The sequence below is a fragment of the Aminobacter niigataensis genome (assembly GCF_946995915.1).
In the GTDB taxonomy this organism is placed as follows: Bacteria; Pseudomonadota; Alphaproteobacteria; order Rhizobiales; family Rhizobiaceae; genus Aminobacter; species Aminobacter niigataensis.
In genome coordinates this window covers 2,712,867-2,732,901 of record NZ_OX341517.1, presented here as the reverse complement: position 1 = coordinate 2,732,901, position 20,035 = coordinate 2,712,867, and the positions used below count along the sequence as shown (strand labels likewise).

At 63.0% G+C, this 20,035-nt stretch carries 18 protein-coding genes and 1 riboswitch; of the genes, 1 reads left to right on the top strand and 17 read right to left on the bottom strand.

All coding sequences use genetic code 11. The features are described 5' to 3' along the window. Positions 1-6 precede the first annotated feature (6 nt). The 17 genes from O1Y97_RS13255 to O1Y97_RS13175 all read right to left on the bottom strand — a co-directional run bounded on the left by O1Y97_RS13255 (position 7) and on the right by O1Y97_RS13175 (position 18,240). Positions 7-1,677, bottom strand: coding sequence for a ribonuclease J (locus O1Y97_RS13255; RefSeq protein ID WP_108607743.1), 1,671 nt, complete (start codon positions 1,675-1,677; stop codon positions 7-9). 22 nt (positions 1,678-1,699) lie between these two features. After that, positions 1,700-2,527 (bottom strand): biotin--[acetyl-CoA-carboxylase] ligase, encoded by an 828-nt coding sequence (locus tag O1Y97_RS13250; RefSeq protein WP_318761322.1) that lies wholly within the window; start codon positions 2,525-2,527, stop codon positions 1,700-1,702. A gap of 4 nt (positions 2,528-2,531) precedes the next feature. Further along, positions 2,532-3,968 (bottom strand): NADH-quinone oxidoreductase subunit NuoN, encoded by a 1,437-nt coding sequence (gene nuoN, locus O1Y97_RS13245; protein WP_318761321.1) that lies wholly within the window; start codon positions 3,966-3,968, stop codon positions 2,532-2,534. Positions 3,969-3,985: 17 nt separating this feature from the next. After that, the gene (locus O1Y97_RS13240) at positions 3,986-5,491 is read right to left on the bottom strand and encodes an NADH-quinone oxidoreductase subunit M (RefSeq protein ID WP_108607740.1); all 1,506 of its coding nucleotides are present in this window, start codon (positions 5,489-5,491) and stop codon (positions 3,986-3,988) included. Then, on the bottom strand, positions 5,491-7,479 hold the full coding sequence (nuoL, locus tag O1Y97_RS13235; protein WP_318761320.1) for an NADH-quinone oxidoreductase subunit L: 1,989 nt from the start codon (positions 7,477-7,479) through the stop codon (positions 5,491-5,493). Before nuoL ends, O1Y97_RS13240 begins: the two co-directional genes overlap by 1 nt. A 10-nt stretch (positions 7,480-7,489) precedes the next feature. Beyond that, on the bottom strand, positions 7,490-7,798 hold the full coding sequence (gene nuoK, locus O1Y97_RS13230; RefSeq protein ID WP_108607738.1) for an NADH-quinone oxidoreductase subunit NuoK: 309 nt from the start codon (positions 7,796-7,798) through the stop codon (positions 7,490-7,492). A 2-nt stretch (positions 7,799-7,800) separates the two neighbouring features. After that, a complete protein-coding gene (locus O1Y97_RS13225; protein ID WP_108607737.1) occupies positions 7,801-8,421 on the bottom strand; it encodes an NADH-quinone oxidoreductase subunit J in 621 nt (206 codons plus the stop codon). 128 nt (positions 8,422-8,549) lie between these two features. Next, the gene (nuoI, locus tag O1Y97_RS13220; RefSeq protein WP_108609847.1) at positions 8,550-9,041 is read right to left on the bottom strand and encodes an NADH-quinone oxidoreductase subunit NuoI; all 492 of its coding nucleotides are present in this window, start codon (positions 9,039-9,041) and stop codon (positions 8,550-8,552) included. Beyond that, positions 9,041-10,084, bottom strand: coding sequence for an NADH-quinone oxidoreductase subunit NuoH (gene nuoH / locus O1Y97_RS13215; RefSeq protein ID WP_108607736.1), 1,044 nt, complete (start codon positions 10,082-10,084; stop codon positions 9,041-9,043). The genes nuoI and nuoH overlap by 1 nt, the downstream gene beginning before the upstream one ends. 8 nt (positions 10,085-10,092) lie before the next feature. Beyond that, on the bottom strand, positions 10,093-12,174 hold the full coding sequence (gene nuoG, locus O1Y97_RS13210; protein WP_108607735.1) for an NADH-quinone oxidoreductase subunit NuoG: 2,082 nt from the start codon (positions 12,172-12,174) through the stop codon (positions 10,093-10,095). Positions 12,175-12,252: 78 nt separating this feature from the next. Beyond that, entirely contained in the window at positions 12,253-12,960 is a 708-nt protein-coding gene (locus tag O1Y97_RS13205; protein ID WP_318761319.1) for an NADH-ubiquinone dehydrogenase, read from the bottom strand. An 86-nt stretch (positions 12,961-13,046) separates the two neighbouring features. Then, positions 13,047-14,354, bottom strand: a complete 1,308-nt coding sequence (gene nuoF, locus O1Y97_RS13200) for an NADH-quinone oxidoreductase subunit NuoF (protein ID WP_108607733.1) — start codon at positions 14,352-14,354, stop codon at positions 13,047-13,049. An 11-nt stretch (positions 14,355-14,365) separates the two neighbouring features. Next, positions 14,366-15,490, bottom strand: coding sequence for an NADH-quinone oxidoreductase subunit E (locus O1Y97_RS13195; RefSeq protein ID WP_318761318.1), 1,125 nt, complete (start codon positions 15,488-15,490; stop codon positions 14,366-14,368). Continuing rightward, the gene (locus tag O1Y97_RS13190; RefSeq protein WP_183260512.1) at positions 15,491-16,681 is read right to left on the bottom strand and encodes an NADH-quinone oxidoreductase subunit D; all 1,191 of its coding nucleotides are present in this window, start codon (positions 16,679-16,681) and stop codon (positions 15,491-15,493) included. 9 nt (positions 16,682-16,690) lie between these two features. Then, a complete protein-coding gene (locus O1Y97_RS13185; RefSeq protein ID WP_108607730.1) occupies positions 16,691-17,296 on the bottom strand; it encodes an NADH-quinone oxidoreductase subunit C in 606 nt (201 codons plus the stop codon). A gap of 6 nt (positions 17,297-17,302) precedes the next feature. After that, positions 17,303-17,884, bottom strand: a complete 582-nt coding sequence (locus tag O1Y97_RS13180; protein WP_108607729.1) for a NuoB/complex I 20 kDa subunit family protein — start codon at positions 17,882-17,884, stop codon at positions 17,303-17,305. After that, positions 17,875-18,240 (bottom strand): NADH-quinone oxidoreductase subunit A, encoded by a 366-nt coding sequence (locus tag O1Y97_RS13175; protein ID WP_108607728.1) that lies wholly within the window; start codon positions 18,238-18,240, stop codon positions 17,875-17,877. Before O1Y97_RS13175 ends, O1Y97_RS13180 begins: the two co-directional genes overlap by 10 nt. A 342-nt stretch (positions 18,241-18,582) precedes the next feature. Between O1Y97_RS13175 and O1Y97_RS13170 the strand changes: the two genes are divergently transcribed. Further along, the gene (locus O1Y97_RS13170; RefSeq protein ID WP_318761317.1) at positions 18,583-19,809 is read left to right on the top strand and encodes a winged helix-turn-helix domain-containing protein; all 1,227 of its coding nucleotides are present in this window, start codon (positions 18,583-18,585) and stop codon (positions 19,807-19,809) included. Continuing rightward, positions 19,805-20,010, top strand: a riboswitch (cobalamin riboswitch). It overlaps the preceding gene by 5 nt. Positions 20,011-20,035: the final 25 nt, after the last annotated feature.

Below are 20,035 nucleotides of genomic sequence, written 5' to 3'. Positions count from 1 at the left end.
CTGCCTTCAGCGGGTGACGAACACCGTCACCAGCGGTTTCTTGCCCCAGGCTTCGTTGGCCGCACCGCGCACCGCGCGACGCACCGCTTCCTGCACCAGGTCGAGGTCTTTTCGGCGCGCGCGGGGTATGGAGTCCACAGCGCCTATTGCCGCATCGAGCATCAATTCCTCGAGAGCCTCGCCGCCGGCATCGACTTCGGCGACGCCGATGGCCACCAGATCCGGATCGCCTGACAGCTCATACTTGTCGTCGAGCACGACGTTGACCGCGACATGGCCGGCAAAGGACAGCTTGCGCCGGTCACGGATGCCCATCGCCTCGTCCGAACCGATCAGCTTGCCGTCCTTATAGACGCGGCCGAACGGCACCTGGTCGATGATTTCTGCAGCGCCCGGCCACAGCCGGAGCATGTCGCCGTCGCGGATCTGCGCCACTTCGGGAATTCCGGACATCGCCATCAGCGAGCCCTGCCCGACGAGATGAGCCGCCTCGCCATGCACCGGCACGCCGATGCGCGGACGCACCCATTCATACATGCGCTTGAGTTCGCTGCGGCGCGGGTGGCCGGAGACGTGGACCAGCGCGTCACCGTCCTCGATGATCCTCATGCCCTGGTCGATGAGTTGGTTCTTGATCTCAAGGATCGCCTTTTCGTTGCCGGGAATGGTCCGCGAGGAAAACACCACCGTGTCGCCTGGCGACAGGGCGACCGACTTCATTTCGTCGCGTGCCAGCTTGGCGAGCGCCGCCCGCGGCTCACCCTGGCTGCCAGTACAGATGACGACGAGGTTTTCGCGCGGAATGTAACCGTAATCCTCTTCGGAAACGAATTCCGGCAGCCCGTCCATGTAGCCGAGTTCGCTCGACACATCGATGACCCGCTTCAGCGAGCGTCCCATGACCAGAACTTGCCGACCGGCGTCGCGCGCCGCCTCGGCGATCGAGCGGATACGGCCGACATTCGACGAGAAGGTCGTCACCGCGACACGGCCCTTGGCCTCTTCGATCACCTTGCGCAGTCCCTGCCCGACCTGCTGCTCGGACGGCGAATCGCCCTCGCGCAGCGCATTGGTCGAATCGCAGACCAGCGCCAGCACGCCCTTGTCGCCATAGGCGCGGAACCGAGCCTCGTCGGTCATGGGGCCGATTTCCGGCGCCGGGTCGATCTTCCAGTCACCAGTGTGGATCACCGTGCCGGCAGGACTAGTGATCGCCAGCGAAACCGGCTCGGGAATCGAGTGGCTGACAGCGATTGCTTCGATCTCGAACGGGCCCACCGTGAACTTTTCGCCGGCGCGATAGACAGTTACCGGGATTTTCGGCGCGCCCTGCTCCGACTGGCGCTTGGCTTCCAGCAGCCCGGCAGCAAAAGGCGTCATCCAGACCGGCGCCTTGAGCTTCGGCCAGGTATCGTGCAGCGCGCCGTAGTGATCCTCGTGCGCATGCGTGATGATGATGCCTCGGAGGTTCTTGAGCTCTTCTTCGATGAAGCGCGTATCGGGCAGCACCAGATCGACACCCGGCAGCGTCGCATCGGGGAAAGTCACGCCGACATCGATGATGATCCACTCGCGCGCATTCGCCGGGCCGAAGCCGTAGAGCGCGAAGTTCATGCCGATCTCGCCGACGCCACCAAGCGGCACGAATACGAGCTCGGCGTTTTCCGCTTTCGCCATACCAGAAATCCTTTCAGGCCTGTCAGGCCGCGCCGGCCGAAGCGACCGCGCCAAAATGCACGTCGCCAGCGGCGATCTTTACCGTTTCACCTTTAGCGTCACGGATGACGAAGCGGCAATCCTCGTCGATGGTCTCGAAGATGCCGCGCACCACATTTCCCTCGACCCGCACGGCCACTTCGCTGCCCAGGCCAGCAGCGCGCGCCAGCCAGCGCTTGCGGATCTCGGCCAGGCCCCTGCCTTCGGCCCAGATGCGTTCGTTCTCGCTCCAGGCATCGGAAAGAGCCAGGAACAGCGTTTCGGCGTCGACGCCCGCTCCGAGACTGGCAAGCGACGTCGCGGGATAAGGCACGTCGGTCGGATGGGCCACGACATTGACACCGATGCCGATGGCGATGCCGAGCCGCCCATGCCCAAGCAGGGTCGATTCAAGCAGGATGCCGGCAAGCTTGGCCCCCGACGCCAGCACGTCGTTCGGCCATTTCAGCTCGAAACGCTTGACGCCTTGCCCGCTGCCGCCATCGACGCCGACCGAAAACCGGGCATTGGGCGCCACCGCATCCAGCGCATCGGCAAGGGCGAGCCCAGCGACGAAGCCGAGCGTCGCGGCATATTGCAGATCGTGATCGAGGACCTTGAGCAGGGTCGCCGCCAGGTTGCCCTCCGGCGTCGCCCAGACGCGGCCGCGCCGGCCGCGACCGCTGTCCTGTTTCTTGGAGACGATCCAGAGCTTGCCCGGATCGCCTGCCATCGCGTGCTCCAACGCCAGTGCGTTGGTCGACCCTACCGCATCGTGGGCTTCCAGGCGGAAACCGTCGGCACTTGCAGTCGGTGCGAGTTGGAACCCCATACCGTCAGAAGAAGGTCTTGGCAGCAGCTTCCGCCATCTGCCCGACAGGGCCGCCGATCAGCACGTAGAACAGCACGAACGCGCCGGACAGGCCGAGCACGAGGCGAAGCTCGCCCGCCATCGGCTGGAAACCGCCGACCGGCTCGTCGAACCACATGATCTTGATGATGCGCAGGTAATAATAGGCGCCGACCACCGAAGCCAGCATGCCGATCACCGCAAGGGCGTAGAGATTGGCATCGATTGCGGCGAGGAAGACGTACCACTTCCCCCAGAAACCCGCGAGCGGCGGAATGCCGGCCAGCGAGAACATAAGGATGGTCAGGATCGTCGCCATCATCGGATTGGTCGAGGACAGGCCTGCCAGATCGCTGATCTGTTCGACATTGCCGTCCTTGCGGCGCATGGCGAGGATGAAGGCGAAGGTGCCCAGCGTCATCACCAGGTAGATCAGCATGTAGATGACCACGCCGCGCACGCCGGCTTCGCTGTTGGCCGCGAGGCCGACAAGCGCGTAGCCCATGTGTCCGATCGACGAATAGGCCATCAGGCGCTTGATGTTCTTCTGTCCGATCGCCGCGAAGGCGCCCAGAACCATCGAGGCGATCGAGACGAAGACGATGATCTGCTGCCAGTCGAGGCCGATCGGCTCGAACGCACCCATGGTGACGCGCACGATCAGCGCCATCGCAGCCATCTTGGGGGCCGCGGCGAAGAACGCCGTCACCGGGGTCGGCGCGCCTTCATAGACGTCAGGCGTCCACATGTGGAACGGCACTGCCGAGATCTTGAAGCACAGGCCGGCAAGCACGAACACCAGACCGAAGACCAGTCCGAGTTGGCGCTCGCCACCGGTCAGCGCCGCGGCGATCGCTTCGAACGAGGTGTGGCCGGTGTAGCCGTAGACGAGGCTGATGCCGTAGAGCAACATGCCCGACGACAAGGCGCCGAGTACGAAATACTTGAGGCCCGCTTCGGTCGAACGCACGTTGTCGCGGTTGATCGCGGCAATGACATAGAGCGCCAGCGACTGCAGCTCGAGCCCGAGATAGAGTGCCAGCATGTCGTTGGCCGAGATCATCAGCAGCATGCCGAGGGTGGCCAGCATGGCCAGCACCGGAAACTCGAACTTGTCGAACTTCTCGGCCTTGGCAAAGCCGACCGACATGATCAGCGTCACGACCGCGCCAACCAGCGTCAAAAGCTTCATGAAGCGGGCGAACGGATCGGAGATGAAGGCCGTGCCGTAGCCCTGCCCGTCATGGCCGAATACCAGCATCCACGCACCGGCCGCAATCAGCAGCGCGACGGCCAGGCCGGTCACGGTCGAGTTGGCGCGCTCGCCGGAGAACACACCTACCATCAGCAGCACCAGCGCGCCGACAGCAATGATCAGCTCCGGCATGGAGAGCGAGAGGCTCGAAAGGAGTTCGGGCGTCATGGTTCGCAAAACCCCTGTCAGTTCGCCGCCGCGGTCTGCGCGGCGTCGATCGATACGGTTACGTTATTGACCAACGCCTTCACGGAAGCCGCCGTGGCGTCGAACACCGGTGCCGGGTAGACACCGTAGAAGATGACCAGGATGACGAGCGGGTAGAGCACCACCTTCTCGCGGCCCGACAGGTCGAACAGACCCTTGAGGCTTTCCTTGGTCAGCGCGCCGAAGACGACGCGGCGATACAGCCACAGCGCATAGGCCGCCGACAGGATCACGCCGGTTGCGGCGAGCAGCGCCACCCAGGTGTTGACCTTGAAGATGCCGAACAGCGTCAGGAACTCGCCGACGAAGCCGCTGGTGCCGGGCAATCCGACATTGGCCATGGTGAAGATCAGGAACGCCACTGCATATTTCGGCATGTTGTTGACCAAGCCGCCATAGGCCGCGATGTCACGCGTATGCATGCGGTCGTAGACGACGCCGACGCAGAGGAACAGCGCACCGGAGACGAGGCCATGGCTCAGCATCTGGAAGATCGCGCCCTGCACGCCTTCCTGGTTCATCGAGAAGATGCCCATGGTGACGTAGCCCATGTGGGCGACCGATGAATAGGCGATCAGCTTCTTCATGTCCTCCTGCATCAGCGCCACCAGCGAGGTGTAGATGATGGCGACGACCGACAGTGCGAAAACCAGCGGGGCGAAGAACTCGGAAGCCAGCGGGAACATCGGCAGCGAGAAACGCAGGAAGCCGTAACCGCCCATCTTCAGCAGGATGCCGGCCAGAATGACCGAACCTGCCGTCGGCGCCTCAACATGCGCATCCGGCAACCAGGTGTGGACCGGCCACATCGGCATCTTCACCGCAAACGAGGCAAAGAAGGCGAGCCACAGCCACGTCTGCATGTTGGCTGGGAAGCCATGCGAAAGCAGCGTCGGAATGTCGGTCGTGCCGGCCTGCCAGAACATCGCCATAACCGCCAGCAGCATCAGCACCGAGCCGAGCAGCGTGAACAGGAAGAACTTGAAGCTGGCATAGACGCGACGCTTGCCGCCCCAGACGCCGATGATGATGAACATCGGGATCAGCACGGCTTCGAAGAAGACGTAGAACAGCACGATGTCGAGCGCGCAGAACACGCCGATCATCAGCGTTTCCAGGACCAGGAACGAGATCATGTATTCCTTGACGCGCTTTTCCACCGACTCCCAGCTAGCCAGGATGCAGAGCGGCATCAGGAAGGTCGTCAGGATGACGAACAGCATCGAGATGCCATCCACGCCCATGTGGTAGGAAATGCCGGAATCGAGCCACGCGGCCTTTTCGACGAACTGGAAGCCGGTCTCGGCGTTGTCGAAATAGATCCAGATCAGCAGCGACACCGCGAAGGTGAAGACCGTGGTCAGGAGCGCGACATTGCGGATATTGCGGCGCGCAGCATCACCGTCGTCCCTGATCAGAAGGATCAGGAACGCGCCGACCAGCGGCAGGAAGGTGACTAGCGACAGAATGGGAACGCCGGACATCAGAAGGAGCTCCCGAGCATCATCCAGGTAACGAGGGCCGCCACGCCGATCAGCATGGCGAAGGCGTAGTGATAGAGGTAACCGGTCTGCAGCTTGACAACACGGTTGGTCACGTCGACGACGCGGGCCGAGATGCCGTCGGCGCCGAACCCGTCGATCAGCCAGCCGTCACCCTTCTTCCACAGGAACCGGCCGAGCCACTTGGCCGGGCGCACGAACAGGAAGTCGTACAGTTCGTCGAAGTACCACTTGTTGAGCAGGAAGGCGTAGAGCCCGCGATGGCGTTCAGCCAGCACCTTCGGCATCTCCGGCGAGCGGATGTAGAACAGGTATGCCACCAGGAAGCCGCTGATCATCGCCGCGAACGGCGCGAGCTTTACCCACATCGGCACGCCGTGGAAGTCGTGCAGGATGTGATTGGTCTCGAGCGTGAAGATCGCGCCCTTCCAGAACTCGTTGTAGGCCTCGCCGATGAACTGGTCGTGGAACACCACGCCCGCAAACAGCGCGCCGACAGCCAGCACGAACAGCGGCACCAGCATCACCGGCGGCGATTCATGCACATGGTGCATGACGTCGGCGGTGGCGCGCGGCTTGCCGTGGAAGGTCATGAAAATCAGGCGCCAGGAATAGAAGCTGGTGAAGCAGGCAGCGACCACGAGCATCGCAAAGGCAAGGCCGGCGACCGCGTTGTGGCCGACGAACGCGCCTTCGATGATGGCGTCCTTGGAGAAGAAGCCGGCCGTGCCGATGATCGTCGCCGGGATACCGACGCCGGTCAGCGCCAGCGTGCCGATGACCATCATCCAGTAGGTAGTCGGGATCAGCCTCCTGAGACCACCCATCTTGCGCATGTCCTGCTCGTCGGAAACCGCATGGATCACCGAGCCCGAGCCCAGGAACAGCAGCGCCTTGAAGAAGGCGTGCGTGAACAGGTGGAAGATGGCGGCTGAGTAGAAGCCCATGCCCAGCGCCACGAACATGTAGCCGAGCTGCGAGCAGGTCGAATAGGCGATGACGCGCTTGATGTCGTTCTGCACCAGGCCGACGGTCGCTGCGAAGAAGGCCGTGAAGGCGCCGATGAAGGTCACGACGGTAAGTGCGGAGGCGGACAGTTCGAACACCGGCGACATGCGCGCCAGCATGAACACGCCGGCGGTCACCATGGTGGCCGCGTGGATCAGCGCCGACACCGGCGTCGGGCCTTCCATGGCGTCCGGCAGCCAGGTGTGCAGGGGCACCTGCGCCGACTTGCCCATGGCACCCATGAACAGCAGCAGGCAGACGATGGTCAGCGCGCCCTGCTTGTCGAGCGCATAGCCGAGGAAGGTCAGGACGGTTTCGCTGCTTGCGGCAGCGCCTTCGGACGGCAGATAGGAAGCGGCGCCGGCAAAGATCGTGCTGAATTCGACCGAGCCGAACAGAACGAACAGGCCGAAGATGCCGAGCAGGAAGCCAAAGTCGCCGACACGATTGACCACGAACGCCTTGATGGCGGCGGCATTCGCCGACGGCTTCTTGTACCAGAAGCCGATCAGCAGGTAGGAGGCGAGTCCCACCCCTTCCCAGCCGAAGAACATCTGAACGAGGTTGTCCGACGTCACCAGCATCAGCATGGCGAAGGTGAACAGCGACAGGTAGGCGAAGAAGCGCGGCCGATGCGGATCGTGGTGCATATAGCCGATCGAGTAGATGTGGACGAGCGCCGACACCGTGTTGACCACGACCAGCATGACCACCGTCAGCGTGTCGATGCGCAGCGCCCAGTTGGCCTGCAGCCCGCCGGAGTCGATGAAGCGCAGCACCGGCACGGTGAACACTTCGACGTCGCCGAGCCCCACGGTGATGAAGGCGACCCAGGACAGGACAGCCGACACGACCAGCAGGCCGGAGGTGATGTATTCGGACGCCTTGGCGCCGATCGAACGGCCGAACAGGCCGGCGATCAGGAAGCCGAGAAGCGGAAGGAAGACGATTAGCTGATACATTTTTGTCCCGTCAGCCCTTCATCATGTTCACGTCTTCGACCGCGATGGAGCCGCGGTTGCGGAAGAATACGACCAGAATGGCAAGCCCGATTGCCGCTTCAGCGGCGGCGACCGTCAGAACGAAAATCGCAAAAACCTGACCTACGAGATCGCCGAGATGGGCAGAGAAAGCCACGAAATTGATGTTGACGGCGAGCAGGATCAGCTCGACCGACATCAGGATGACGATGACGTTCTTGCGGTTCAGGAAAATGCCGAACACGCCGAGTGTGAACATCACCGCCGAAAGGGTGAGATAGTGTCCGATACCGACAACCATGGTCAGATTCCCTTGCCCGTCTCGACCTTCTTGACCTCGATCGCGGTGGCCGGCGTGCGGGCGACCTGAGCGGGGATGCTCTGGCGCTTGACGTTCGGCTTGTGGCGCAGCGTGAGCACGATGGCGCCGATCATGGCGACCAAAAGCACAAGGCCGGCGATCTGGAAGAAGTAGATGTAATCCGTGTAGAGGATGTCGCCGAGCGCTGCCGTGTTGTGGCGCACCGCGATGTCAGGCGTTGGCTGGGCAACCGCCGTCGCGAGCTTCGGCGAGAACGCGTAGCCACCGGTCACCACGATCAGCTCGGCAGCCAGGATCAGGCCGACCAGCGCGCCGATCGGCGCATATTGCAGCGCGCCTGACTTGAGCTCGGCGAAATCGACGTCGAGCATCATGACGACGAACAGGAACAGCACCGCCACCGCGCCGACATAGACGACGAGCAGGATCATCGCCAGGAACTCGGCGCCGGTCAGAAGGAACAGACCCGCCGCGTTGAAGAACGTCAGGATCAGGTAGAGCACCGAGTGAACCGGGTTGCGCGCCGAAATGACCATGAAGGCCGACGCCACCGCGATGAAGGCGAAGAGGTAGAAAAATACCGCTTCAAGTCCGTTGAGCATGGGTTCCCCCGGTTTTCCTTTCGGGCCGAACGCGCTTGCGCCCTGCCCTGTTCACGTCCTTGCTCCGCCTCCGGTGCAGGTCGCGCGTTCCTTAGACGAGCCGACTTGGCCAGTCCATTGTTCAAGCCTCAGCGATACGGCGAATCCATCGCGATGTTGCGCGCGATCTCGCGCTCCCACCGGTCACCATTCGCAAGCAGCTTGTCCTTGTCGTAGTAAAGCTCCTCGCGCGTTTCCGTCGCGAATTCGAAATTCGGCCCCTCGACGATGGCGTCGACCGGGCAGGCTTCCTGGCAGAAGCCGCAATAGATGCACTTCACCATGTCGATGTCGTAGCGCACCGTACGACGCGTACCGTCGTTGCGGCGCGGGCCGGCCTCGATAGTGATGGCCTGCGCGGGGCAGATCGCCTCGCACAGCTTGCAGGCGATGCAGCGCTCTTCGCCGTTGGGATAGCGGCGCAGCGCATGCTCGCCGCGGAACCGCGGGCTGACCGGTCCCTTTTCATGCGGATAGTTCAGCGTCGCCTTGGGCGCGAAGAACTGGCGCATCGACAGGAAGAACGCGCCGACGAAGTCCTGCAGCAGCAGCGATTTGGCGGCTTGGGTTAGCGCGGACATCATGCGGCTCCCGAAAGCTTGAGGACAGCAGCGGTGATGACGACCATTGCCAGCGAGATCGGCAGGAAGACCTTCCAGCCCAGGCGCATCAGCTGGTCGTAGCGGTAGCGCGGCACGAAGGACTTCACCATGGCGAACATGAAGAACACCATGCAGACCTTGAGCACGAACCAGATCACGCCGGGCACCCAGGTGAAGGGTGCGAAGTCGAACGGCGGCAGCCATCCGCCAAGGAACAGGATCGTCGTCAGCGCGCACATCAGCACGATGGCGACGTACTCGCCGAGGAAGAACAGCAGAAACGGCGTCGACGAATATTCGATCATGTGGCCGGCAACGAGTTCCGACTCGGCTTCGACAAGGTCGAAGGGCGGACGGTTGGTCTCTGCGAGTGCCGAGATGAAGAAGATCACGAACATCGGGAACAGCACGAGCCAGTTCCAGTCGAGGAAGGTGTTCGGCAGACCCAGGCGCGTGCCGATGCCATCGCCCTGCGACAGCACGATGTCGGTGAGGTTCAGCGAACCGACGGTGAGCAGCACGCAGACGATGACGAAGCCGATCGAGACTTCATAGGACACCATCTGGGCCGCCGAACGCAGCGCGCCGAGGAAGGGATACTTGGAGTTCGAGGCCCAGCCGCCCATGATCACGCCATAGACCTCGAGCGAGGAGATGGCGAAGACATAGAGGATGCCGACGTTGACGTTGGCGATCGCCCAGCCTTCGCTGACCGGGATCACCGCCCATGCCGAGATCGCCAGCACCGCCGAGACGACTGGTGCAAGCAGGAACACGCCCTTGTTAGCGCCTGACGGGATCACCGGCTCCTTGAAGACAAACTTCAGGAGATCGGCGAAGGCCTGCAGCAGGCCCCAGGGACCGACGACGTTCGGACCGCGGCGCAGCTGCACCGCCGCCCAGATCTTGCGGTCGGCATAAAGGATGTAGGCGACGAAGATCAGCAGGACGACGATCAGCACGACCGACTTCAGGAGGATGATCAACGCCGGCAGGACGTAGAAGGAGAAAAAGGTATCCATGACAGCCTTTACTCCGCCGCCTGCTTGAAGCCGTTTTTGGCCAGTGCCGAACACTCGGCCATCACCGCCGACGCGCGTGCGATCGGGTTGGTGAGGTAGAAGTCCTTCACGACGGAGGTGAAGGCTGCCTTGTTCAGGCGGCCGCCGAGCTTGGCGACCTTGGCGATGTCGTCATTGTCGCCGGCATCGATCTGGTCGATGCGCGCCAGATGCGGAAGCTCCGCATAGAGCTTGGCGCGCAGCTGCTGCAACGAATCGAAAGGCAGCTTATGGCCGAGCACATCGGACAGCGCCCTGAGGATCGCCCAGTCTTCCTTGGCCTCGCCCGGTGCGAATCCGGCGCGGCCGGTCACCTGGACGCGGCCTTCGGTGTTCACATAGGTGCCCGACTTCTCGGTGTAGGCAGCGCCAGGCAGGATGACATTGGCGCGGTGCGCGCCGGCGTCGCCATGGGTGCCGACATAGACCACGAACGCGTCGCCGGCCTTGCTCAGGTCGAGCTCGTCGGCGCCGAGCAGGAACAGCACGTCGCTGTCGCCGAGCATGCCGGCAACGTTCTTGCCACCCTCGCCCGGCACGAAGCCAACATCGAGACCACCGACGCGGGCCGCTGCGGTGTGCAGCACGGCAAAGCCGTTCCAGTCCGGGCGGCTCGCCTTGACCGCGGTCGCGAGCTTGGCGGCCTGGCCGAGCACGGCGGCACCATCGGACCGGGCGACTGCGCCCTGGCCGACGATGATCAGCGGATGCGAAGCCTTCTTGAGCACCGAGAAGAACTTGCCATTGCCTTCGGCCAGGTCCTTGAGCGTATCCGGGCCCGAGCCGAGCTGCTCGTAGTCATAGCGCGTGTCGCCGACCTCGCCGATGACGGCAACCGGCACATTGGCTGCGCGCCAATGCTTGCGGATGCGGGCATTGAGCACCGAAGCCTCAAAGCGCGGGTTGGCGCCGATGATCAGGATGGCGTCGGCCTGCTCGATGCCTTCGATGGTCGGATTGAAGATGTAGCTGGCGCGGCCAAGCGACGGATCGAGCGCGGCACCGTCCTGGCGACAATCGATGTTCTTCGAGCCGAGCGAGGAGACCAACTGCTTGAGCGCATACATTTCTTCGACGGTCGCAAGATCGCCGGCAATCGCGCCGATACGGTCAGCCGAAGTCTTGGAGACAGCGTCCTTGATCGCCGAGAACGCCTCGGGCCAGGTCGCCGGAGCGAGCTTGCCATTCTTGCGGACGTAAGGACGGTCGAGACGCTGCGTGCGCAGGCCGTCCCAGATGAAGCGCGTCTTGTCGGAGATCCACTCCTCGTTCACCTGCTCGTTGATGCGCGGCATGATGCGCATCACTTCGCGGCCACGCGTATCGACGCGGATGGCCGATCCGACGGCATCCATCACGTCGATGGATTCGGTCTTGGTCAGTTCCCACGGACGCGCCTGGAAGGCATAAGGCTTCGAGGTCAGCGCACCGACCGGGCACAGGTCGATGACGTTGCCCTGCAGCTCGGAGGTCATCGCCTGCTCGAGATAGGTGGTGATCTCTGCGTCCTCGCCACGGCCGATCAGGCCAAGCTCTGAGATGCCGGCCACCTCGGTGGTGAAGCGGACGCAGCGCGTGCAGTGGATGCAGCGCGTCATGATCGTCTTGACCAGCGGGCCGATGTACTTGTCTTCGACCGCGCGCTTATTTTCGTTGTAGCGCGAACCGTCGAGGCCGAAGGCCATCGCCTGGTCCTGCAGGTCGCACTCGCCGCCCTGGTCACAGATCGGGCAGTCGAGCGGGTGATTGATGAGCAAAAACTCCATCACGCCTTCGCGGGCCTTCTTGACCATCGGCGTGTTGGTGAAGATCTCGGGCGTTTCGCCGTTCGGGCCTGGGCGCAGGTCGCGCACGCCCATGGCGCAGGAAGCCGCCGGCTTGGGCGGTCCGCCCTTTACCTCGACAAGACACATGCGGCAGTTGCCGGCAATCGACAGCCGCTCATGGAAGCAGAAGCGCGGCACTTCCGCGCCCGCCTCTTCCGCAGCCTGCAGCAGCGTATAGTGGTCGGGTACCGAAATCTCTTTCCCGTCGACCTTAAGCTTTGCCATAGCGCCTCAAATCCCGCGGATGATCCGCATTCCGTCCTGCAAGGGGCGCGGCCTGCGCTGCGCCCCGAAATCCTCAATTCACGCGGCGGTCTTGCCGCCGGCAAGCGTCGCTGCCTGCCCTATCCACTCATCACGGCCGATCCGGCCCTTGAAGCCGAGATAGTCGTCCGCCCAGGCCACCTCTTCCGCCGTCCAGCCGGCGATCTGGCCGTAGGTCCAGATGCCGAGACCGTTCAGCACCTGCTCCAGCTTCGGACCGATGCCCGAAATGGCCTTCAGATCGTCAGGCGCTTCCGGCCTTTCGATCGATGCAGGCTGCCTGAAATCCTCAGGCTGAAGCCCCGCCGACGCTTCTTCGACGACAGCAGCCTCGACAACCACCGGATCGGTCGCAGCAGCAGCCACCGGCTTGGCCTCGGCTTTCTCCAGCTTGCGCGCCAGGGTTTTCACCTCGGCGATCAACGAAGCAGTCTCAGCTTCCGCCCGCTTGGCCGCCACACCAGCCGGTTTGGCCCGCGTCGCACCGGTGAAATCGCCGAAGTCGGGCGAAAACAGCCGCTGCGCAGCTTCTGACGCACCAGTCACGGCCCCGATCCAGACGCCCATGGCGTGACTGGCGAGGCCTACACTCAGCGCCGAAGCAGCAGCGATGCCAGCGGCGGGGTGCACCATGAGGTTTGCCTTACCGGCAAACTCCTTGGGCAGCATCGCCACGAAGTCCCTGTTCATCTGCTCCAAACGTTCCATCTCAGGCACTGCACTTTCGGGAATGGGAAATGTCGACATTGGTAGCTCCTTGTCGCCTTCGCCGTTCGCCTCTGCCTCGTCGTTTCCTATTTCGGACCTTTGGTCCGCACTTTCTGACTTAACCTCTACTCAGCCGCCACCAGCACCGGCTCGGCGCGATGCGAATTGCGCGAGAACTCGTCGATGCGCCGCTCGATCTCCGGGCGGAAGTTGCGGATCAGGCCCTGGATCGGCCATGCGGCCGCGTCGCCCAGCGCGCAGATCGTGTGGCCTTCCACCTGCTTGGTGACGTCGAGCAGCATGTCGATCTCGCGCTTGTGCGCTTCGCCGCGCACCAGCCGTTCCATGACGCGCCACATCCAGCCGGTGCCTTCACGGCACGGCGTGCACTGGCCGCAGCTCTCGTGCTTGAAGAAGTAGCTGAGCCGCGCGATCGCCTTCACGATGTCGGTCGACTTGTCCATCACGATCACGGCAGCCGTGCCGAACGACGACTTGCGCTCGCGCAGTCCGTCGAAATCCATCGGGCAGTCGATGATATCCTCGGCCTTGACCAACGGGCACGACGCACCGCCGGGGATGACGGCCAGCAGATTGTCCCAGCCGCCGCGAATACCGCCACCGTGCTTTTCGACCAGTTCGCGGAAGCTGATGCCCATGGCCTCTTCGACCGTGCAGGGCGTGTTGACGTGGCCGACGAGCATGAACAGCTTGGTGCCTACGTTGTTCGGACGACCGATGCCGGAGAACCAGGCAGCGCCACGGCGCAGGATTGTCGGCGCGACAGCGATCGACTCGACGTTGTTGACCGTCGTCGGGCATCCATACAGGCCGACATTCGCCGGGAACGGCGGCTTGAGACGCGGCTGGCCCTTCTTGCCCTCGAGGCTTTCGAGCAGCGCGGTTTCTTCGCCGCAGATATACGCACCTGCGCCGTGATGGACGTAGATGTCGAAATCGTAGCCGTTCTTGTTGTTCTTGCCGATCAGCTTGGCGTCATAGGCCTCGTCGATGGCGCGCTGCAACGCTTCGCGCTCGCGGATGAATTCGCCACGCACATAGATGTAGGCGGCAACAGCACCCATGGCGAAACCGGCGAGCAGGCAACCTTCGACCAGCGTATGCGGGTCATGGCGCAGGATGTCGCGGTCCTTGCAGGTGCCCGGCTCGGATTCGTCGGCATTGATGACGAGATAGGACGGACGGCCGTCAGGGTTGCTCTTGGGCATGAACGACCACTTGAGACCCGTCGGGAATCCGGCGCCGCCGCGACCGCGCAGTCCCGACGCCTTCATCTCGTTGATGATCCACTCGCGGCCCTTTTCGATGATGCCGGCGGTGCCATCCCAATGGCCGCGCGACATCGCCCCGGCCAGCGACTGGTCGAAGCGGCCGTAGATGTTGGTAAAGATGCGATCCTTGTCTTCAAGCATGTTCTTGCTCCTCAGACCGGCTTCTTGCCGAAGACGCGGATGTATTCGGCCACGCCACCCTTGGCGAGCGCCTTGGCCTGCTTGACCCAGTCGTCACGCTCGATGCGCCCCTTGAAATTCAGATAGCCGTCGACCCACTCACGCTCGGCCTTTTTCCACGATGCCACCTGGGCAAAGGTGAAGATGCCGAGCTCGTGCAGGGTGCCCTCGATCTTCGGGCCGACGCCCGAGATCAGCTTGAGGTCGTCGACAGCAGCAGGCTTAGCGATTCCAGCCGGGCGGTTCTTGTCTTCCAGCAACGGCTTGGCCACGACAGCAGCCGTCGGCGCAGCGACGCTTGCAGCCTTCTCGGCGGCGGGTGCTGCCTTGACCTTCGACGGCGATTTCACCGCCGGGCTGGTTTCGATCGCGTCGGTCTTGGGCTTGGCCGCATTGGACGGCGGAACGACGGCCTCGACGGCAGCTGCCTTGTTGGCCTTGGAAGCGGCCTTGGCTTCCTTGTCGCGGGTCGTCTTGAGCACGCCCTTCTCATCCCTGAGCGAGGTGAACCCGGTCAACGGCGCGGAGAAAACGCGGCCGGTCTGCGGGCCGGTCTTGACCTGGTCGCCCTTGCCGGCTTCGAACAGGTCGATGATCTCGGCCAGACGCTCCGGCGTCAGGTCCTCGTAGGTATCCTTGAACACCATGACCATCGGTGCATTGACGCAGGCGCCAAGGCACTCGACCTCTTCCCACGACAGCGTGCCCGCCTCGTTGGTGTGGAACTGGTCGTGATGGATCTTCGAACGGCACACATCCATCAGCTCTTCGGAGCCGCGCAGCATGCACGGCGTGGTGCCGCAGACCTGGATATGGGCGCGCGTGCCGACCGGCTTGAGCTGGAACTGCGTATAGAAGGTCGCGACTTCCAGCGCGCGGATGTAGGGCATATCAAGCATGTCAGCGACATGCTCGATGGCAGCCTTCGTCACCCAGCCGTCCTGCTCCTGCGCCAGCATGAGCAGCGGGATGACGGCCGACTGTTCGCGGCCCTTTGGGTACTTCTTGATCCAGGTCTTGGCCTGCGCCGTAAACGCCTTGCTAAAGGCGAATGACGCTGGCTGGACGCTGGCTTCTGCGAGACGGCGGACTGACATTTAGCGGTCGACCTCACCAAACACGATGTCGAGGGAGCCGAGAACGGCCGAGATATCCGCAAGCATGTGGCCGCGGCACAGGAAATCCATCGCCTGGAGATGGGCGAAGCCCGGCGCGCGCAGCTTGCAGCGGTATGGTTTGTTGGTGCCGTCGGCGACGAGGAACACACCGAACTCGCCCTTCGGCGCTTCGACGGCCGCATAGACCTCGCCGGCCGGCACGCGGTAGCCTTCGGTGTAGAGCTTGAAGTGATGGATCAAGGATTCCATCGAGCGCTTCATCGCCTGGCGCTTTGGCGGAACTACCTTGCCGTCCATGTTCGAAACAGGACCGACGCTTTCCTTGCCAAGCAGCAGATCGACACACTGGCGCATGATGCTTGCCGACTGGCGCATCTCTTCCATGCGGATGAGATAACGGTCATAGCAGTCGCCGTTCTTGCCGATCGGAATGTCGAATTCCATCTCCGAATAGCACTCGTAGGGCTGGCTCTTGCGCAGGTCCCAGGCAGCGCCCGAACCGCGCACCATCACGCCCGAAAAACCCCAGGCCCAGGCGTCATCGAGCGACACCACGCCGATGTCGACGTTGCGCTGCTTGAAGATGCGGTTCGGCGTGAGCAGATCGTCGAGGTTCTTCACCGTCTGCAGGAACGGATCGATCCACTTGCCGATGTCTTCGACCAGTTTTTGCGGCAGGTCCTGGTGGACGCCGCCCGGCCGGAAGTAGGCCGCGTGCATGCGCGCGCCGCAGGCGCGTTCATAAAACACCATCAGCTTTTCGCGCTCTTCGAAGCCCCACAGCGGCGGGGTCAGCGCACCGACGTCCATCGCCTGCGTCGTGACGTTGAGCAGGTGCGACAGGATACGGCCGATCTCGGAATAGAGCACGCGGATGATCTGGCCACGCTTCGGCACATCGATGCCGAGCAGGCGCTCGACGGCCAGCGAGAACGCATGTTCCTGGTTCATCGGCGCGACATAGTCGAGCCGGTCGAAATATGGGATCGCCTGCAGATAGGTCTTCTGCTCGATCAGCTTTTCGGTGCCGCGATGCAGCAGGCCGATATGCGGATCGACGCGGTCGACGACTTCGCCGTCGAGCTCGAGCACCAAGCGCAGCACGCCGTGCGCCGCCGGATGCTGCGGACCGAAGTTGATGTTGAAATTGCGGACGGAGGTTTCAGCCATTTCGGCGCCTCAATTCGTCTTGGCTTTTTCGTCGCCCGGCAGCACGTATTCGGTGCCTTCCCAGGGAGACAAAAAGTCGAAATTGCGGAATTCCTGCTTGAGCTCGACCGGCTCATAGACGACGCGCTTCTGCTCGTCGTCGTAGCGAACCTCGACAAAGCCGGTGAGCGGGAAGTCCTTGCGCAGCGGATGTCCCTCGAAACCGTAGTCGGTCAGGAGACGGCGCAGGTCGGGGTGGCCCGAAAACAGGATGCCGTACATGTCGTAGGCTTCGCGCTCGAACCAGTCCGCGCCGGGAAACACCGACGTGATCGACGGCACCGGCGTGTCCTCGTCCGTGCTGATCTTGACGCGGATGCGCAGGTTCTGGCGCGGCGACAGCAGGTGGTAGACGACGTCGAAACGCTTGCGGCGCTGCGGATAGTCGACACCTGCGGCATCGATGAAGGAGACGAACTGGCACTGCACGTCGCTGCGCAGGAAGGTCATCACGTCGACGATGTCGGCGGCCTTCACCGTCAGCGTCAGCTCGCCATAGGCGACAACGCTTTCTTCGATGTCCGCATCGAGCTTTTCCGCGATGTAAGCGGCAAGGTCGTTCAGGGCTTCACTCATCTGGGATCACCGCTCGATCGTGCCGGTGCGGCGAATCTTCTTCTGGAGAAGAAGGATGCCGTAGAGAAGTGCTTCGGCGGTCGGAGGACAACCGGGCACGTAGATGTCGACGGGCACGACGCGATCGCAGCCGCGCACCACCGAATAGGAATAGTGATAGTAGCCGCCGCCATTGGCGCACGAGCCCATCGAGATGACGTAGCGCGGCTCCGGCATCTGGTCGTAGACCTTGCGCAAGGCGGGCGCCATCTTGTTGGTCAGCGTGCCGGCGACGATCATCACATCGGACTGGCGCGGCGAGGCGCGCGGTGCGATGCCGAAGCGCTCAGCGTCATAGCGCGGCATCGAGATGTGCATCATCTCGACGGCGCAGCACGCCAGACCGAAGGTCATCCACATCAGCGAGCCGGTGCGCGCCCAGGTGATCAGCGCTTCGGACGAAGTGACGATGAAACCCTTGTCCGAAAGCTCATTGTTCAGGTCGCCGAAGAAGGCGTCGTCGGAACCGATGAGCTTGCCGGTGTTGGGATCGATGATGCCTTTCGGCTTCGGCGCGATCAGGGTGCCGGAGGCTTCGTTCAATCCCATTCCAGCGCTCCCTTTTTCCACTCATAGACAAAGCCGATGGTCAGCACGGCCAGGAAGATCATCATCGACCAGAAGCCGAGCATGCCGATCTCGCCGAAGGACACCGCCCACGGGAACAGGAACGCCACTTCGAGATCGAAGATGATGAACAGGATGGAGACCAGGTAGAAGCGAATGTCGAACTTCATGCGCGCATCGTCGAACGAGTTGAAGCCGCACTCGTAGGCAGAAAGCTTCTCCGGGTCCGGATTTCGGTAGGCGACAAGGAAGGGCGCCACGATAAGGGCGATGCCGACGAGTAGCGCCACACCGATGAAGATGACGATGGGCAGATACGAACTCAAGAGAGCGTTCATGCTGCGAATTCCGTTGGTGGCCTATCCACCAGATTTACAGCACGGTGTCCGTTTCCGGAAGCGCGACGAATTCTCGCCTGCCCTGACGAAACGGTCGTGCTGCAATGCGGCGACGGTTAGCGCAGCCGGTCGGGCGAAGCAAGCCCAACCTTGTCCAAAACGGGGCAAAGCCCACCACTGGACCAAAATCCTGCGCGTGTGGCTCCTGTTTGATTTCCTTCGTCTTTTACTCAAGTTTACACTCCTGACAAGACCGGAACCGCGGTTCTGCTAGCATTTGTAGCAAAGACCGATTCTGATGCCCTTGCGTCACTCATCCGGAGACTGCGATAGCTTGCCGCAATGAAGGAAAAACTCTCGCTTCCCACCGCCCGCCGCATTGCACTCGCGGCCCAGGGATTTGCCGATCCGCGCCCCACCGGCGCGATCACCCGCCGCCACCTGCAACGCGTGCTCGGGCGCATCGGCCTGCTGCAGATCGACTCGGTCAGCGCCGTCGTGCGCGCCCACTACATGCCGCTCTATTCGCGCCTCGGCCCCTACCCCATGGCGCTGCTCGACGATGCCATGCAGCCAAAGAAGCGCATGCTCTTCGAGTACTGGGCGCATGAAGCTTCCCTGCTGCCGTTGGAGACCTTTCCGCTTTTGCGCTGGCGCATGGCGCGGGCCGAGGACGGGATGTATGGCGGGCTTTCCAAGTTCGGCCGTGCGAACAGGCCCTACATAGAAGAGATCTTTCGCCAGGTTGTCGACCGCGGTCCGATCGCCGCGTCCGACATCGAAGGCGCCAAGGGTTCCGGCGGCTGGTGGGGCTGGAGCCAGGAGAAGCATGCATTCGAATGGCTGTTCTGGGCCGGCCGCATCACCACCCATTCGCGCCGTGGCTTCGAGCGCCTTTACGATCTTCCCGAACGCGTCCTGCCTTCGGAAATCCACGCACTACCCGTCCCGACTCCGGCCGTTGCGCATCGCGAACTGCTGCGCATCTCGGCGCGCGCCCATGGCGTGGCGACCGCGATCTGCCTGCGCGACTATTTCCGCCTGTCGCCTGCCGACATGAAGGGCCGCCTCGAAGAACTTGTCGAGATGGGCGAACTGATTCCCGTGCGTGTCGAGGGCTGGGATCGACAGGCCTATCTCCATGCCGAGGCCCGCATCCCGCGCAAGGTCCACGCACGCGCCCTCCTCGCCCCCTTCGACCCGCTTGTGTTCGAGCGCACGCGCGCCGAGCAGCTTTTCGACTTCCGCTATCGCATCGAGATCTACACGCCGGCGGAGAAGCGCCAGTACGGCTACTACGTTCTGCCCTTCCTGCTTGGCGAGCGCATCGTCGCCCGCGTCGACCTCAAAGCCGACCGTCCGGCGGGCGTGCTGCGTGTCCATGCCGCCTATGCCGAGCCTTGCGCGCCGGCGGACACGGCAAGCGAACTCCACGAAGAACTGAAGCAGATGCGCGACTGGCTCGGCCTCGAACGCATCGAGGTGACACCTGCCGGCGACCTCGGACCTGATCTGAGCGACATTGTTGGTCGTTCCATTGCGTTGACTCCACCCCACGCGAAAGCCTAAATCGCCGACAGATGGTCCTTCGCCCGCAACGGCGGAGGCTAAGAGGGAATGCGGTGCGGCGCTTTGGCGTCAAATCCGCGGCTGTCCCCGCAACTGTAAGCGACGAGCCAAGTCCGGTAACCACTGGGATATCCTCCCGGGAAGGCGGTGCGAAGGCGACGACTCGCGAGCCAGGAGACCTGCCGTCTCAAACATTGATCCGATCGCCTGGCGGGTGTCCCAGGCA